This is a genomic window from Nostoc sp. LEGE 12454, from assembly GCF_056620565.1.
The window spans coordinates 98,331-113,922 of the sequence record NZ_JBWQXL010000010.1; the positions used below are offsets into that span (position 1 = coordinate 98,331).

11 protein-coding genes and 1 tRNA gene are annotated in these 15,592 nt (G+C 43.9%); 9 read left to right on the forward strand and 3 right to left on the reverse strand.

Going from position 1 to position 15,592, the window contains the following annotated elements; all coding sequences use genetic code 11:
• Window positions 1–71: 71 nt before the first annotated feature.
• Both AC1F2U_RS13510 and lepA read right to left on the reverse strand, forming a co-directional pair.
• On the reverse strand, window positions 72–2,747 hold the full coding sequence (locus AC1F2U_RS13510) for a PAS domain S-box protein (protein ID WP_480261582.1): 2,676 nt from the start codon (window positions 2,745–2,747) through the stop codon (window positions 72–74).
• A gap of 387 nt (window positions 2,748–3,134) precedes the next feature.
• Entirely contained in the window at window positions 3,135–4,946 is a 1,812-nt protein-coding gene (gene lepA / locus AC1F2U_RS13515) for a translation elongation factor 4 (protein ID WP_334843968.1), read from the reverse strand.
• Window positions 4,947–5,525: 579 nt separating this feature from the next.
• Between lepA and AC1F2U_RS13520 the strand changes: the two genes are divergently transcribed.
• The 4 genes from AC1F2U_RS13520 to AC1F2U_RS13535 all read left to right on the forward strand — a co-directional run bounded on the left by AC1F2U_RS13520 (window position 5,526) and on the right by AC1F2U_RS13535 (window position 10,767).
• Window positions 5,526–5,762 carry a hypothetical protein gene (locus AC1F2U_RS13520; protein WP_480261583.1) on the forward strand — a complete coding sequence of 79 codons (237 nt, stop codon included), beginning with the start codon at window positions 5,526–5,528 and terminating at the stop codon, window positions 5,760–5,762.
• A gap of 179 nt (window positions 5,763–5,941) precedes the next feature.
• Window positions 5,942–7,705: a sensor histidine kinase gene (locus AC1F2U_RS13525; RefSeq protein WP_480261584.1), complete on the forward strand. Its 1,764-nt coding sequence runs from the start codon at window positions 5,942–5,944 to the stop codon at window positions 7,703–7,705.
• Window positions 7,706–8,223: 518 nt separating this feature from the next.
• Window positions 8,224–8,454: a NifU family protein gene (locus tag AC1F2U_RS13530; protein WP_012408256.1), complete on the forward strand. Its 231-nt coding sequence runs from the start codon at window positions 8,224–8,226 to the stop codon at window positions 8,452–8,454.
• A gap of 78 nt (window positions 8,455–8,532) precedes the next feature.
• Window positions 8,533–10,767: a glycoside hydrolase family 57 protein gene (locus AC1F2U_RS13535; RefSeq protein WP_480261585.1), complete on the forward strand. Its 2,235-nt coding sequence runs from the start codon at window positions 8,533–8,535 to the stop codon at window positions 10,765–10,767.
• Window positions 10,768–11,163: 396 nt separating this feature from the next.
• Here the strand turns inward: AC1F2U_RS13535 and AC1F2U_RS13540 are convergent.
• Window positions 11,164–11,248 (reverse strand) — tRNA-Ser (locus AC1F2U_RS13540).
• A gap of 106 nt (window positions 11,249–11,354) precedes the next feature.
• On the opposite strand from AC1F2U_RS13540, the gene AC1F2U_RS13545 reads away from it, so the two are divergent.
• The 5 genes from AC1F2U_RS13545 to AC1F2U_RS13565 all read left to right on the forward strand — a co-directional run bounded on the left by AC1F2U_RS13545 (window position 11,355) and on the right by AC1F2U_RS13565 (window position 15,495).
• Window positions 11,355–11,723 (forward strand): 2Fe-2S iron-sulfur cluster-binding protein, encoded by a 369-nt coding sequence (locus AC1F2U_RS13545; RefSeq protein ID WP_334928644.1) that lies wholly within the window; start codon window positions 11,355–11,357, stop codon window positions 11,721–11,723.
• A 67-nt stretch (window positions 11,724–11,790) separates the two neighbouring features.
• The gene (locus tag AC1F2U_RS13550) at window positions 11,791–12,336 is read left to right on the forward strand and encodes a thermonuclease family protein (protein ID WP_480261678.1); all 546 of its coding nucleotides are present in this window, start codon (window positions 11,791–11,793) and stop codon (window positions 12,334–12,336) included.
• 86 nt (window positions 12,337–12,422) lie between these two features.
• Window positions 12,423–13,250: an inositol monophosphatase family protein gene (locus AC1F2U_RS13555; protein ID WP_480261586.1), complete on the forward strand. Its 828-nt coding sequence runs from the start codon at window positions 12,423–12,425 to the stop codon at window positions 13,248–13,250.
• 74 nt (window positions 13,251–13,324) lie between these two features.
• Window positions 13,325–14,281 (forward strand): J domain-containing protein, encoded by a 957-nt coding sequence (locus AC1F2U_RS13560; protein WP_480261587.1) that lies wholly within the window; start codon window positions 13,325–13,327, stop codon window positions 14,279–14,281.
• Complete coding sequence (locus AC1F2U_RS13565) at window positions 14,281–15,495, forward strand: ATP phosphoribosyltransferase regulatory subunit (RefSeq protein ID WP_480261588.1); 1,215 nt, start codon at window positions 14,281–14,283, stop codon at window positions 15,493–15,495. Before AC1F2U_RS13560 ends, AC1F2U_RS13565 begins: the two co-directional genes overlap by 1 nt.
• Window positions 15,496–15,592: the final 97 nt, after the last annotated feature.

A 15,592-nucleotide genomic window follows, 5' to 3' on the forward strand; every position in this document is an offset into this window, starting at 1 on the left:
AGGCTAAGGATAGGAAGCAAAGTATAGTAATAATTCATAATTAGAACAATTGAGCCTCTCGCAACCAGGTGTCAAGAAGGGATAACGACGGAAACGGCATGAACGCGATCGCGTCCTTGCTGTTTGGCTAGATAAAGTGCTTTGTCTGCTGCATTAATCAAGTCTGGCGGCGAAATTTCCGAATTTGGCACAATGCTAACAACACCTAGACTAACGGTAACACGATCGCACACGTGAGATTGAGTATGAGGAATGGCTAAGTCCCGCACTGCTTGTCGAATAGTTTGAGCTACATAGATTGCTCCTTGAATCTCTGTATTAGGCAGAATGATAGCAAATTCTTCTCCACCGTAACGAGCGACTAAATCGGCTGGACGCTTAACAATATTTTTGAGGGCACTTGCTAATTGCCGCAAACAATCATCCCCTCCTAAATGACCATAAGTATCATTGTAAAGTTTAAAAAAATCGACATCGAACAAAATTAAAGACAGTGAAAGTTGCTCGCGTTTGAGTCGCTGCCATTCAGCTTCAAGATACTCATCAAATCGGCGGCGATTGGCTATTTGAGTCAAACCATCTAGGGTAGCTAATCTTTGTAATTCTTCATTGGCAGCTTGCACTTGCTGGTAAAGTACTGATTGATGAATAGCGATCGCTACTTGACTAGCCAATTGCTGCAACAAATTCACTTCAAATGCTTGCCAATAACGAGGTGCGGTACACTGGTGAGCAATAAGTAAACCCCACAGATGCTCTTCATTCAAAATCGGCACTATTATAGCCGCCTTAACTTGATAGAGTTGTAATAACTCAAAAAGATCGGCTGAAAAATCAGATTCCTGAATATTATGGAAGACTTTAGGTAATCCTTGGTAATAGTTGCTAAAATCTTGTTTGAGCGAAAATGGGTGCATTGTCAGTTCTAATCTCTGAGGATAGTCATCACCCACTGATTCCGCCGCAAAATTCCCACTTCCGTCAGATTCTAACTGATAGATAGCTACGGAATCTGAACCTAAACACTGGCGAATACTATTTACTGTTGTATTCAGAACCTCCTCCAAATTCAGTGATTGCCGAATCTGTTGAGTTACTTCAGTAATTAGCCGTTCTCCCTCGGCCTGTTGTCGCAGCATCACTTCGGCTTGTTTGCGAGTGCTAATATCTTCTACCGAGCCAAGAATCTGCGTTGGAGTGCTGTTAGCATCTCTGGCAAATACGACTTCTCGTGTATGCAGCCAACGCCATTCTCCATTTTTGTGTCGGAATCGGTATTCAGTGGAAAGTACTTCATTGTCGTTCAGGTTGACGAAGCGATTCGCTATGTTATAGCAGAGGTGTCGGTCGTCTGGATGAAAGCAATTTATCAACCACTGCGGATCTGCGTTACAAAATTCCTCTGGAGAGTAGCCTAAAATAGCCACACTTTTCTCATTAAGATAAATACTTGTTCCTTGTAAGAGGTCAAACAAATACAAAATATGCGGTACGGTATTAGCAACCTTTTGTAGAAAGTCTTGACTGGAGCGCAATGCCTCTTCAGCTTTGTGGCGTTCCTGAAGCGCGACTTTATATTCAGTAATATCTCGTCCCTCTGAGATCAGTAGGGTAATATGCCCGGTTTGATCGAGTATAGGACGCAGTGAGAAATCAATCGCGATCGCTTGACCATCTCGACCTAAAATCTCAACTTCATAGCGAATAAATTCACCATTAGCAGCAGCTGCGATCGCAGTTTTTAATTGCTCTTGGGTATTTGGAGAGGTTGTCCACCACTTTGCTTCCCAAAAAGGCTTGCCAACTACTTCTTCTCGATTAATCCCAGCAAAGTCTAGTGCTGTTTGGTTGGCTTCTAATACAATTCCATTTGGCTGAAGCAATCCGATAAACTGAATGGTTTGATTGAAGATCGCCCGGAATTTTTGCTCATTTTCACTTAAAGCTTGTTCTACCAGTTTGCGGTCAGTTATATCTCGTCCAACAGATTGAAGTTCTACAAGCATCCCCAGTCGATCAAATATTCCTCGAACAATCCACTGCGTCCACCGCACCCCTTCGCAAGCTACGACACGATTTTCAATAGTGATAACGGGATTTTCTAAGCTAATGGAATTTACCAGACTAAACACACGTTCCCGATCTTCTTCAAACACAACAGGTTCGTAGTGCTGGCCGATAATTTTGTCTCGCTCCAGTCCAAAAAATCGACAGTAAGCTTCATTAACAAAGGTAAAAGTACCATCTGGTAAGCCTCTAGCAATCAATTCTGTTTGGTCTTCGAGGATGGTACGATAAAGTTCTTCGCTCTCTTGTGCTTGTTTGCGTAAACAAAGCTCGTCATAGACATCGCTAATATCAAATACTAAACCCTGAAGTAGCTGAGTTTGTCCATCGGCACAAAAAACGAGATTGGCTTGATTTCGTACCCAAATTATTCTGCCATCGCGCCTAATCATCCGATACTCAATCCTCAAAGGCTCTCCGGTAGCGATTGTAGTGTTTATAGCTTGCCAAAGGCGATCGCGATCGTTTGGATGAGTGTAATCTAACCAACTATTAAAGAAATCAAACTTCCAATCTTCGGGAGCAATGCCCAATAATTGTTGCAGTTGTGGACTAATATAAGCAACTTTTGTAGTGTTATTAATCGGTGAGACATAAACAACGCCCGGAATTTTTTCTACCAGAGTGCGATACTTTTGCTCTACCTCAGAAAGTTGTTCTTCTGCCTGCTTGTGACTCATGATGTTTTGAATTTCTAGAATAAACGATTATTTTTCTGTTAGAAATCCCGCATTAGAGACACACTTAAGGATAGTTGAGCCAACAGCGAGTCAGTGTGGCTTTATTGAAAGCTAAACCTGCCAGCAGCATACTGAAACTCCTACACTTAAGGCTGCTGTTTCCAGCCTTTGTAATTAAAATTAACGGATGTTGAAAAAGAATACAGAATTCAAAATTCAGAATTCAGAACAAGAAAACTGTAGTGGGGGACTAAAAGGCAGAGGGGCAGAGGAGAAAGACTTACTGCAACTTCTCCCCTGCCCCCTTGCTCCCCTGCTCCCTTGCCTCTTTCTCAGATGCGGACTTGCTACCGCTGCGCTATCCGCCACTCTGACTCCTGAATTCTATTAGTTTTGATCCAAGCGCAGTACTGCCATAAAAGCTTCCTGGGGTACATCTACAGTACCTACAGATTTCATCCGCTTTTTACCTTTTGCTTGCTTCTGCAAAAGTTTTTTCTTCCGACTGATGTCACCACCGTAGCATTTGGCTAACACATCTTTGCGCAAAGCGGGGATGTGTTCGCTGGCAATAACTTTACTGCCAATAGATGCCTGAATTGGCACTTTGAATTGATGGCGGGGAATTAGTTCTTTGAGTTTTTCTGCCATTGCCCGCCCGACGTTGTAAGCTTTATCTCGATGCACAATCATTGCCAAGGAATCCACAGGATCGCCGTTAATCATGATATCCAGCTTCACCAGAGGATTTTCACGGTAGCCAATAATGTGATATTCCATACTGGCATAACCGCGCGATCGCGATTTCATCTGGTCAAAAAAGTCAGTTACAACTTCCGCTAAGGGTAGTTCATAAGTAAGCGTGGTTCGTCCTTGGGCGAGATATTTCATATCCTTAAAGATACCCCGGCGATTTTGTGACAACTCCATCAAGCTGCCAACATAAGTTTCCGGGGTAATCATCTCTACTTGCACGTAGGGTTCTTCAATTCTTTCGCGATCGTTGGGAGAAGGTAAACGGCTAGGATTATCGATGTACAGTTCCTCACCTTTTAAGGTAATCACCTTATAAACCACCGAGGGCGCTGTAATGATTAAATCTAGGTTATACTCGCGCTCTAGACGTTCTTGAACAATTTCCATGTGTAGCAAACCTAAGAACCCGCAACGGAAACCAAACCCCATCGCGCTCGAAGTTTCGGGTTCGTAATGCAGCGCTGCGTCGTTGAGTTCCAGCTTTTCCAAGGCTTCCCGCAAATCTTCAAATTGATCGGCATCAATGGGGAACATCCCGCAAAAAACCATTGGGTTCGCTTCTGCGTAACCTGGTAAGGGTGACTCCGCTTTCGCCTTACTAAGGGTAATTGTGTCTCCTACCCGTGCATCAGCTACAGCTTTAATTGCCGCTCCCAAATAGCCTACTTCCCCAGCGTGCAGTTCATCAACTTGCTTTTGAGTCGGAGAAAGAACACCTAACTCATCAATTTCAAATTCTTTACCAGACGCCATTAAATGGATGCGATCGCCTTTTTTCACAGTGCCATCCATCACCCGGAAATAGACAATTACTCCCCGGTAACTGTCATAATAGCTATCAAATATTAACGCCCGTAAGCGTTCATTTATCGTATTTGGCGGTGGCGGTATCCGCTCGACAACTGCTTCTAAAATCTCATTAATCCCAATTCCTTCTTTAGCAGAAGCCAGAATCGCCCCACTGCAATCTAGACCGATAATTTCTTCAATTTCGCCAATTACCCGTTCTGGTTCAGCCCCCGGCAAATCAATTTTATTCAAAACTGGAATAATTTCCAGGTTACTCTCTAACGCTAAATATACATTCGCCAAAGTTTGCGCCTCCACACCTTGGGACGCATCTACTACCAATAGCGCTCCTTCGCAAGCAACAAGAGAGCGGGAGACTTCATAAGAGAAATCCACATGCCCCGGAGTATCAATCAAGTTCAGCACATACTGCTGACCATCTTTAGCTGTGTAGTTCATCCGGGCAGCTTGCAGCTTAATCGTAATGCCGCGCTCCCGTTCCAAATCCATATTGTCGAGAAACTGTTCCTTCATCTGTCGGTCTTCAACAGTGCCAGTAGCTTGTAGCAAGCGATCGGCGAGGGTTGATTTCCCGTGGTCGATGTGAGCAATAATACAAAAATTGCGAATGCGAACTGCGGGAACGTCAGTCATATACTATCTTTGCCTTAGCAGCAACCAAAGTTAAAAGGGCAATTTACTTAATGTATTTTAATGCTTTCTTAGCCAAGACGCTCTGCTTTTAGTGCTGAGTTCCGAGTTCTGAGTGCTGAGTGGGGCAGAGGGGAGAATAACTCTTAACTCCTAACTGTTAACTCCTAACTCTTAACTTAGCACTCAGCACTCCCTTCACCCCATCTTTAACTTTCGATCTAAATAGGTGGACATTTAAGAATATTATGAAAGTCTATTTGTCGCTGCTAGTATTCAACAGCTAGGAGCGTACAATAAATGTAAATAAGTACATCTAGGGATCGTGTAGGGATCGCGGGCAATTGCGACTGCTAATTGCCCATAATCGCCGATCTATCAGCAAAATTTCTAGAGCCATTGTCTAGTCAGTTATATGAAAAATGCGATTTAAAACTTAAAGCTGTTACTTTGGTGCTATTTCAGGGAAGTATTTAACTGTGCCCTTGAAAATTTTTCAGCGAATTAGCCCAAATAATGAATATAACTACTTTACAAAGCTTTAGACAAAACCAATTCAAAGAATTCAGAGTATATAAACCTATGAATATGAGAGAGAAAACTACCGAAGCGGAAAATACACCAGCCGATAAGGTAGAAATTGCTGTCCGCTTAGACTCCGAGTTACTAAAGCAAATTCAGCATCTCACCAATGACCCAAGTAAAGTAATTGAAGTAGCGATTCGCCAGTGGTTACGGGGTGAACTCCTTAGAGATGACGAACTAACGCGTACACCTGTGCGTACCCCTGTTCCTCCTCGCGGTGAATGGAACGATTAACGCCATTGCCATTATTTAACTGTCAATGCAAGTTAAAAAAAGTAAAGTTTGCCAATCTGGTTTTCAAAACACCAAAAAATACCCCATAAAACACAAAAAAGCTGTAAAAATTTATGTATAAATTTCAGCGGCTTTAGTAAAATTACGGTCGGATACCCTTTGTCTATCCAACTCAATTAATGACTATTACTGCCAATTCCCAATTGTCAAATGTATTTTCCCAAAATCTGGAATCTATTACCAGTAAGACTGATGGCTCATTAGCAACTCTAGGAGCCGAGTTAGTTTATACGCAAGATGGGGCAGGGCGCTATCTGACCTTTTGTTGGCAGTACAGCGAACTCTTGGGGTTAAATACTGAAAAAATAGTTGACGAGCTGAACCAGACTCAAACCTTTGTCCCAGTCGATAAGGTTAGTTATTTGGAACGATTGCACCGAATTTTGACAAATTTGGTGCCAGAAAGGTTTCAATGTTGGTTTAGCTATCAGAAAGAATTATTTGAGTTGGACTTAACGATTAGTCCGATTATGCCGAGTTTGGGAACCACTGCCACTACCGTTTTAGTGATGGGACGCTTAGTACAAGCGACACTCAACAAAAAACAAGCGCGCGTGGCATCAAAAACGCCCACACAAATAGAGTTGGCTTTGCGATCGCAGCAACACCAAAAATTGGTAAATCGCATTACCAGAAATATTCGCCGGACATTAGATTTAGATATTATTTGGCAGCAAACAGTTGACAGTCTGGGGAAAGCACTGCGGCTAGAACGCTGCATTATTTGTCCTTATCAGCCCTCAAGCTCAAAAGTGCAGGTGAAAGCTGAGTATCGCCAGCCAGAACTCAAATCAATGCTTGGCTTAGATATAGATATAGCTTCTGAGCCTGCCTTTGCTCAAGCCTTGGCAACCCTAGAACCAGTTACGATGGAAGTGCCTGGATACAAAGAGTCTGGGCGGCAGAAAACTTTAGTAGTTGCGACTTGCTATCAAGACCAAGCTAATGGATTGGTTGCCTTGAATTGGCAAGATGAATGCTATACATTAACAGAATCGGAATTAGAACTGGCAAAAGAAGCAGCAGATCAATTGGGAACTGCGATCGCTCATGCAACTTTATATGAAGAATTAGAAATAGCGCGTCAAAAAGCCGAAGAAGCTTCCCGTCTCAAGAGCGAGTTTCTGGCTAATGTATCCCATGAAATTCGTACCCCCCTCAACGGTATGATTGGCTTTTTGAAGCTGATTTTAGAAGGGATGGCAGATGACCCAGAAGAACAAAATCAGTTTTTGACGGAAGCTCATCAGTTATCGATACATCTGCTGAATATCATCAACGATATTTTGGACATTGCCAAAATCGAAGCCGGTAAAATGGAGCTAGCTTACGCTCCAGTCAAGCTAGATGAGCTATTCAGTCATGTAGAAGGTTTTATGCGTCCCCAAGCAGAAATGAGAAACCTCAGCTTTCGGATGCAAATGCCTGCTACCTCAGATGAAATCATTGTCCAAAGCAACTACCAGCGGTTGCTACAAGTAATGATCAATTTAGTAGGTAATGCGATCAAATTTACCCATGAGGGTGGCGTTACCGTCAGCGCCGATTTAGTACTCAAAAAGGCTAACTTTCAAGATCAGCAATTTCCTGGCATGGTGAGAGTACGTGTGGCAGACACTGGTATTGGTGTTTCCTTAGATAAACAAGATAAACTGTTTCAATTATTCTCTCAAGTGGATGGCTCCCGCACTCGCCAGTACGGCGGCACAGGTTTGGGACTGGCAATATCCCAAAAGCTGGTGGAGGCAATGGGCGGCGAGGTACATTTTTATAGTTTGGGCGAAGGACTTGGCTCAACAGTCACATTCACTGTGCCACTATATCAACAACCAGTTATGGTTTCGTCTAATGATAGCGACTCAACAAGTAGTGCTGAATGTTGAGTAATGAGTGCTGAGTGCTGAGTTTGGATACGTGGTAATACTGGGTTTTGAGTTTTCAACTTTAAAGTTTTTTAGTAATTATTATTTAATTACCATATTGGGTATAGGGCAAAACAGTTCCGAGTTCTGAGTAAGTAATCTTACTCATTACTTATTACTCAGCACTCATTACTCAGCACTCTTGAGGGGCATTAGGAAAAAACCTACCTTGTCCTCACCTGCTTGTGTTCTCTTCAGTACTTTAAAGGCTAAAGTAGAGTAGGAGGGCTTGCACGAGAAATTGTTCAGCTAATCTAATATCAAGTTGCTAAAACCAGCAGTGCTTTAGTCAAAAGTCATAAAAAACTGACGCCTGACAATCTAGTGGCAATTAGATTTAGGATCGATTTAACAAAGCTGGAAAATAAAACTTTGGATAATGGTTAATGAGTAAGGGTGCATTGGTTACAGGGATCGTTATTATTCAATGCCCCATGCCCCATTCCCCATGCCCATCCCTAACTTAGCAGGTCTAAACTATGGAACTCACAATTGACAACGTTGAAACAGTCTTAGATGAAATGCGCCCTTATCTCATGTCTGATGGCGGCAACGTGGAACTCGTAGAACTCGATGGCCCCGTTGTAAAACTGCGCCTGCAAGGTGCTTGTGGTTCTTGTCCCAGTTCTGCAATGACCCTGAGAATGGGTATTGAGCGCCGCCTTAAGGAAATGATTCCCGAAATTGCAGAAATTGAGCAAGTGGTGTAAAAGTTAGGAGTTAGAAGTTAGGAGTTATGAGTTTTCAATTAACTCCTAACTCCTCATTCTTAACTCCTAACTATTTCTATGTCCCATCCTCTCTACATTGCTTTTATCTGGCATCAACATCAGCCGCTGTACAAGTCCCCTGGCAGCGGCGTTTCGCTATCTCAGAGTCAGCAGTACCGTCTTCCCTGGGTACGTTTGCATGGAACTAAAGATTATTTGGATTTGGTATTGCTTTTAGAGCGATATCCTAAGTTACACCAAACGGTAAATTTAGTTCCATCGTTGATATTGCAACTCGAAGATTATATTGCTGGCACTGCTTTTGACCCTTACCTCACAGCCAGCTTGACACCGGATGAGCAACTCACCCAGCAACAGCGTGAATTTATTATCCAACACTTTTTCGATGCCAATCACCATACCCTGATCGATCCGCATCCCCGCTATGCCGAGTTGTACCAGCAAAGGCAGGATAAGGGGCAAGCTTGGTGTTTAGCAAATTGGGAATTGCCAGACTATGGCGATTTGCTAGCTTGGCACAATTTGGCATGGATCGATCCGCTGTTTTGGGATGACCCGGAAATTGCTGCTTGGTTAAAAAAAGGACGGAATTTTACTTTAAGCGATCGCCAGCGCATTTATTCTAAACAGCGAGAAATTCTCAGTCGGATTATCCCTCAACATCGGAAAATGCAGGAGGCGGGGCAGCTAGAAGTTACCACCACGCCTTACACTCATCCAATTTTACCCTTGCTAGCTGATACTAATTCTGGTCGGGTAGCTGTGCCCAATATGACACTACCAAAGCAACGCTTTGAGTGGGCAGAAGATATTCCCCGCCACTTACGGAAAGCTTGGGACTTTTATAAAGACCGCTTTGGACAGATACCTCGTGGTTTGTGGCCTTCGGAACAATCAGTAAGTCCGGCAATACTTCCAGATATTATTAACCAAGGTTTTAAGTGGATATGCTCAGATGAAGCCGTCTTAGGATGGACGCTGAAACACTTTTTTCATCGAGATGGGGCGGGGAATGTGGAGCAACCAGAATTGTTGTATCGTCCCTATCGCCTGCAAACCGCCGAAGGTGACTTGTCAATTGTGTTTCGCGATCACAGATTATCAGACTTGATTGGCTTTACTTATAGTGCTATGCCTGCAAAAAAGGCAGCAGCAGATTTAGTGGGACATTTGCAAGCGATCGCTAAAATGCAAAGAGATAGTCAAAGCGAACAACCTTGGCTAGTTACAATCGCTTTGGATGGGGAGAATTGCTGGGAATTTTATCCCGAAGATGGCAAACCCTTCCTAGAAGCTTTATATCAAAGCTTAAGCGATGAACCCCGCCTCAAACTCGTCACTGTCTCCGAATTTTTGGAAGAATTTCCAGCCACAGTCACCATCCCCGGAGGGCAACTACATAGCGGTTCTTGGGTAGATGGCAGTTTCACCACTTGGATCGGCGATCCCGCCAAAAATCGTGCATGGGATTATTTGACAGAAGCAAGAAAAATGCTCGCAAGTCATCCCGAAGCGACGGAAGAAAACAATCCCGAAGCGTGGGAAGCATTGTATGCCGCAGAGGGTTCCGACTGGTTCTGGTGGTTTGGTGCAGGACACTCCTCAAATCAGGATGCCATTTTTGATCGGTTGTTTCGAGAACATCTGTTTGGCATTTACAAGGCATTAAACGAACCTGTACCGCCCTATCTCAAGCAACCAGTAGAAATCCATGCAGCACAGGCAAACCACGCCCCACAAGGATTTATTCATCCCGTCATCGATGGTAAGGGTGATGAGCAAGATTGGGATAAAGCTGGACGTATAGAAATCGGCGGGGCGCGGGGGACGATGCATAACAGTAGTGTTATCCAGCGACTTTGGTACGGGGTAGATCACTTAAATTTCTATTTGCGGCTAGATTTTAAAAGTGGCGCTGCACCAGGACGGGATTTGCCAACAGAATTGAATTTGCTGTGGTTCTATCCAGAAAAAACAATGGTCAATAGTCCAGTACCCTTGGCAGATGTACCAGATGCAGCCCCACTGAATTACCTTTTCCACCATCTTTTAGAAGTTAACTTGTTGACGCAATCGATTCAGTTTCGGGAAGCGGGAGACAATCATCAATGGCATCCCCGTTTCAGTCGCGCTCAAGTAGCTTTAAATAGTTGTTTAGAGTTGGCAGTACCGTGGGCAGACTTGCAAGTTCCGCCAGATTATCCTTTGCGTCTGATTTTGGTGCTTGCAGATGAAGGGCGTTTTTCCAACTATTTGCCAGAAAATGCTTTGATTCCCATTGAGGTGCCTTAACATTTAATATTCTTGGTGTTATACCATTTCACGAAATACCTATTAGGGGCGTACATCTGTCATTGGTGTCAACTTAACGTGAAAGCCAGCCTAGAAGAAGCTTTTAGATATTGTCTCGTTCGTCTCGTTCCCAGTCGGAGACTGGGAATGCCGTCCTAGAGGAGAGGCTCCGCCTCCCTTGCTGGCGGCAGAGCCGCAATTGAAGTGCATTTCCAACCAGAGGCTGGAAACTAGGTTTTAAAGGAGTTTCAGCTTAAGTTGACACTAATGTACAGATGTATGCCCCTAAAGATGATTCATTGCGTTGCAAAGATTCTTGAAAATCATATTTAATTTTTTTAGTTTTAAATATATTTGGCTATATTCAAACTATATATTTAGACTAAGCTTTGAGAACGGAGAGGGGGGGATTCGAACCCCCGTTAAGTTTCCCTAAACAGACTTTCCAGGTCTGCGCCTTAAACCGCTCGGCCACCTCTCCAGGTGTCACAAGTTACGATCATACTATAAAATCCTAGAAAATGCAAAGATAAAGAAAGATATTCTAGATTGAATCTGATAGTCCTAATCCCAAAACGCAAATCCAGATGTCCCGTACATACACAATTAAAGTTCGCGATCGCGCCACTGACAAAACATACACCCTAGAAGTGCCAGAAGACCGCTACATCCTGCACACTGGCGAAAAACAAGGGGTGGAACTACCGTTTTCCTGTCGCAACGGGGCTTGCACTGCTTGTGCTGTGAGAGTGTTATCAGGAGAAATTTACCAACCAGAGGCGATCGGCTTGTCGCCAGATTTACGTCGGCAAGGTTATGCCTTGTTGTGTGTGAGTTACCCCCGTTCTGACTTGGAAGTGGAGACGCAAGATGAAGATGAAGTCTACGAACTCCAGTTTGGACGCTATTTTGCTAGGGGAAAAGTTAAAGCGGGTTTACCCTTAGATGAGGAATGAAGAAGAATTCAGGAGTCAGAATTCAGGATTCTGTCTCGATAAACAATTCAAAATCACCGAATTTCTGATGCCTGTAAATTTTGGTGACTGGTTACGAAAAATAGCCATTTTGGCTTGCTTATTGCTCTTGGTGAGTTGCCAAGGCAAGAACCAGCTGCCAAACAATGAAGCCCAGGTGAAAGTAGCGCGGGTAGTTAGTGGGCAAAGTTTGGAAGTGTTAGGCATGGCTGAACAACCAAATTTGATTTCCCAAGTGCGGTTAGTGGGTGTTGATGCACCAGATTTGCGACAACGCCCTTGGGGGGAAGCAGCAAAAGAACAGTTAGAGAATCTAATTGGTGGTGTAGAACAATCGGTAACGCTGGAGTTTGATTTAGAAGCAAAAGACAAAATCGGGCGAACTCTAGCTTATGTGTGGAAAAATAAGGTGTTGTTGAATGAAGAATTAGTCAAACAAGGAAATGCGATGTTTGTGGGGCGATCGCCTAACCATAAGTATGACCAGCGTTTAGAACGTGCCCAACAATGGGCTAGACTCATGGGGCAAGGAATCTGGAATCCAGAAAAACCCATGCACCTTACTCCCGCCGAGTTTCGCCGCCAAAATCTTTAATTAGTGCTGAGTGCTGAGGGGGAGAGTGGGGGAGTGATGAAGTGAAGTAGAAGAATTAATAACCAATGACAAATGACAAATGACAAATGACAAATGACAAATTTACAAATTTACAAATTTTTCTAGATATTGCTACAGAAGCAGCCTTAGCTGCTGGTGCTATTTTGCAAGGTTACTTGGGTAAGTTAGAAGACGCAATTATTGAAAAAGGACGCCCTGGTGATTTAGTCACGGCTGCTGATAAAGCTTCAGAAGAGTTGATTTTAGAAATTTTGCGTTGCCACTTTCCCCAGCACTCGATCCTCGCTGAAGAATCAGGGAAATTAGGTAATCAACAGAATGAGTACCTCTGGGCAATAGATCCTTTAGATGGCACAACCAACTACGCTCATCAATACCCATTTTTCGCCGTTTCCATCGGGCTATTAATTAATGGCGTTCCCCAAGTCGGTGTAATTTATGACCCATTTCACAATGAGCTATTCCGTGCTGCTGCTGGCTTAGGGGCAACGCGTAACCGTCAGCCCATCAAGGTTTCAGTAACATCTGAACTGAGTAAAAGCTTACTAGTAACAGGATTTGCCTACGATCGCCGCGAAACCTCTGATAACAACTACGCCGAATTTTGTCACCTCACCCATCTTACCCAAGGAGTTAGACGTAGCGGTTCGGCATCGCTAGATTTGGCTTATGTTGCCTGTGGACGTGTCGATGGTTACTGGGAACGGGGACTTTCTCCTTGGGATATTGCCGCTGGGATAATTTTAGTACAAGAAACTGGGGGCAAAATCACCGCCTATGATGGCACTGCTGTCAAAATTGAGTCAGGTAGAATTCTTGCCACAAATAGTTATATTCACGACTCCCTCAGTAACGAACTTTTACGGGTTCCACCACTGTCAGCTTGGGTGTAGCAGATGGGGGCTTTCTCTACTACTTTGGGTACACTAAAAGCAATCTAACTGCTCCTTTGGTGCAAAAACTCTATATGTCTTTCAAAATAGATCGTGGACTATTTAAATATGATTTCATAGATCATCACGCAGTCCTGTGCGTTCCAGTTGATGCGGATGTCAAAGAGATTCGCAAACGCTATCTCCAAGTCGCCCGTCGTTTGCACCCAGACAGTAGTCTTACTGAAACTGCTGCTCAAAAACATCTCGGTAACGAATTGTTATCAAAGCTAGTTAACCCAGCTTACGAAAAACTTGCTGGCGATCGCACTCGCACTGAATATATTCTAATTTTGTCGCAAATTGGCAAGCGTCTGGTACAGGAATCGACTTCGGTAACTCTAAACACCGACTTGGCTAAACAGTTAGTTGAGGCAGGTAATATCGATCATTTTTATAAAACTGCGATCGCGAAACTAGCCCAAACTCAATATGATTCTTTAGAACAAGCGCAGCAAGTCATTGCCCAAGCTAGTGAGTTGAATCTAGTGTATTTAATGCGGAGTGCGGGTAAATCATCCGCAGCGCCGCCACTTGCTCAACCCAAAGTCCAATCAGGCACGCCTCAGCCAAATACATCAAAAAATACACCACCAGCACCAACACCAGCCCCACCAAAAGAAGACTTAATTGTAGAACAGTATATTCGTCGCGCTCAATCTTTGATTGACAAAAACCAATTTGCCCCAGCCAAAGTAGAGTTGCAAGAGGCGCTGAAGCTAGAACCAAAAAATAGTCGCTGTCATAGCTTAATTGCAATGGTGTATTTGAAGCAAAATCAGCTAAAAATGGCCAAAATCCACTTTGACAACGCTCTAAAATTAGATCCCAGTGACGAAACGGCTCTACAATGGAAACCTAAAATAGATAAGGCTTTAGGACAACAACCCAACGATCAGAAGGTGACTTCATCCCCCAATAATGGAGATAAGCAACCAGAGAAATCTGGTAGTGGTTTGTTCGGTGGTTTGTTTGGTGGGAAGAAAAAATAATGGTGTATCAACCAGCAGCGGGAGCCAGGGATTTATTGCCCTTGGATGTGGAGAAAAAACGCTGGATTGAAGATCGGTTACAGCAGGTGTTTCATCGCTGGGGATATCACAGGATTATCACCTCGACTTTAGAACGGATGGATACCTTGATGGCGGGGGAAGCAATCCAGCGCCAGATGGTGATTCAACTACAACAAAATGGCGAAGATGATGAATTAGGGCTACGTCCAGAATTAACAGCATCTATTGCTCGTACTGTCGTGACTCGGATGGCTGGTGTCACTTATCCACAACGGTTGTATTACAACGCCAATGTGTTTCGCCGCACTTGGGAAAGTAGGCATAATCGCCAGCAAGAGTTTTATCAAGCTGGGGTGGAATTGTTAGGTACTGGTGGATTGCTGGCTAATGCCGAAGTCCTGCTGTTAGTAGCAGATTGTTTAGCAGCATTGGGTTTGCAGGGATGGCATTTAATTTTAGGTGAGGCGGGAATTACCCGATCGCTCCTGAGTGCCTTTCCTGCTAATTTACAAGATCGAGTTCGCAGTGCGATCGCTCATCTTGACCGCATCACCATAGATAATTTACCCCTAAGTGACAAACTGCGCGATCGCGCCCAAATCATCATGGATTTGCGTGGTCCAAGTGCAGACGTGTTGCAAAAAGTTAGTAGTCTAGATTTAGATGAAGAACAGCGAGAGGCAGTAAATAACCTCAAATCCCTAGTAGAATTACTAGAATCAGAGAAAAAATTTCCGTTAATCCTCGACCTCAGCCTGATCCAAACCATAGATTACTACACTGGTATCGTCTTTGAAGTTGTCAACGATACCGAATCCCAAGCCAGAGTTTTAGGGCGTGGTGGTCGCTATGACCAGCTTTTGGGGCTATATCATCCTCAAGGAGAAAACATTCCCGGAATTGGTTTTGGACTAAGTATCGAAGATTTATACCAAGTTCTGTTGTCTACCCAGCAATTACCACAGGAAACTCCAGCGACTGACTGGTTGGTAGCACCAGAGACAGCTAGTGCTAACGCCGCCGCCTTTGTATACGCGCAAAAACTCAGAGATTCTACTGATTTAGTGCGAGTAGAAATTGACTTAGGGGGAAGAGATGCAGAGGCGATTCGCCAATATGCAAGCGATCGCGGCATTGCCCAAATTGCCTGGATCAAAGCTGATGGTTCACCAAAAATTGAACCATTGCGTTAGTGGGTATAGGGAGTGAGGCAGAGGGGCAGAGGGGAAAGACTTACTGCAACTTCTCCCCTGCCCCCCTGCCCCCCTGCTCCCCTGCTCCCCTGCCCCC

What these genes read in the sequence shown, in the direction of transcription:
- AC1F2U_RS13510 (WP_480261582.1), bottom strand. Translation starts at nt 2,747, where the DNA reads ATGAGTCACAAGCAGGCAGAAGAACAACTTTCTGAGGTAGAGCAAAAG.
- lepA (WP_334843968.1), bottom strand. Translation starts at nt 4,946, where the DNA reads ATGACTGACGTTCCCGCAGTTCGCATTCGCAATTTTTGTATTATTGCT.
- AC1F2U_RS13520 (WP_480261583.1), top strand. Translation starts at nt 5,526, where the DNA reads ATGAATATGAGAGAGAAAACTACCGAAGCGGAAAATACACCAGCCGAT.
- AC1F2U_RS13525 (WP_480261584.1), top strand. Translation starts at nt 5,942, where the DNA reads ATGACTATTACTGCCAATTCCCAATTGTCAAATGTATTTTCCCAAAAT.
- AC1F2U_RS13530 (WP_012408256.1), top strand. Translation starts at nt 8,224, where the DNA reads ATGGAACTCACAATTGACAACGTTGAAACAGTCTTAGATGAAATGCGC.
- AC1F2U_RS13535 (WP_480261585.1), top strand. Translation starts at nt 8,533, where the DNA reads ATGTCCCATCCTCTCTACATTGCTTTTATCTGGCATCAACATCAGCCG.
- AC1F2U_RS13545 (WP_334928644.1), top strand. Translation starts at nt 11,355, where the DNA reads ATGTCCCGTACATACACAATTAAAGTTCGCGATCGCGCCACTGACAAA.
- AC1F2U_RS13550 (WP_480261678.1), top strand. Translation starts at nt 11,791, where the DNA reads ATGCCTGTAAATTTTGGTGACTGGTTACGAAAAATAGCCATTTTGGCT.
- AC1F2U_RS13555 (WP_480261586.1), top strand. Translation starts at nt 12,423, where the DNA reads ATGACAAATGACAAATTTACAAATTTACAAATTTTTCTAGATATTGCT.
- AC1F2U_RS13560 (WP_480261587.1), top strand. Translation starts at nt 13,325, where the DNA reads ATGTCTTTCAAAATAGATCGTGGACTATTTAAATATGATTTCATAGAT.
- AC1F2U_RS13565 (WP_480261588.1), top strand. Translation starts at nt 14,281, where the DNA reads ATGGTGTATCAACCAGCAGCGGGAGCCAGGGATTTATTGCCCTTGGAT.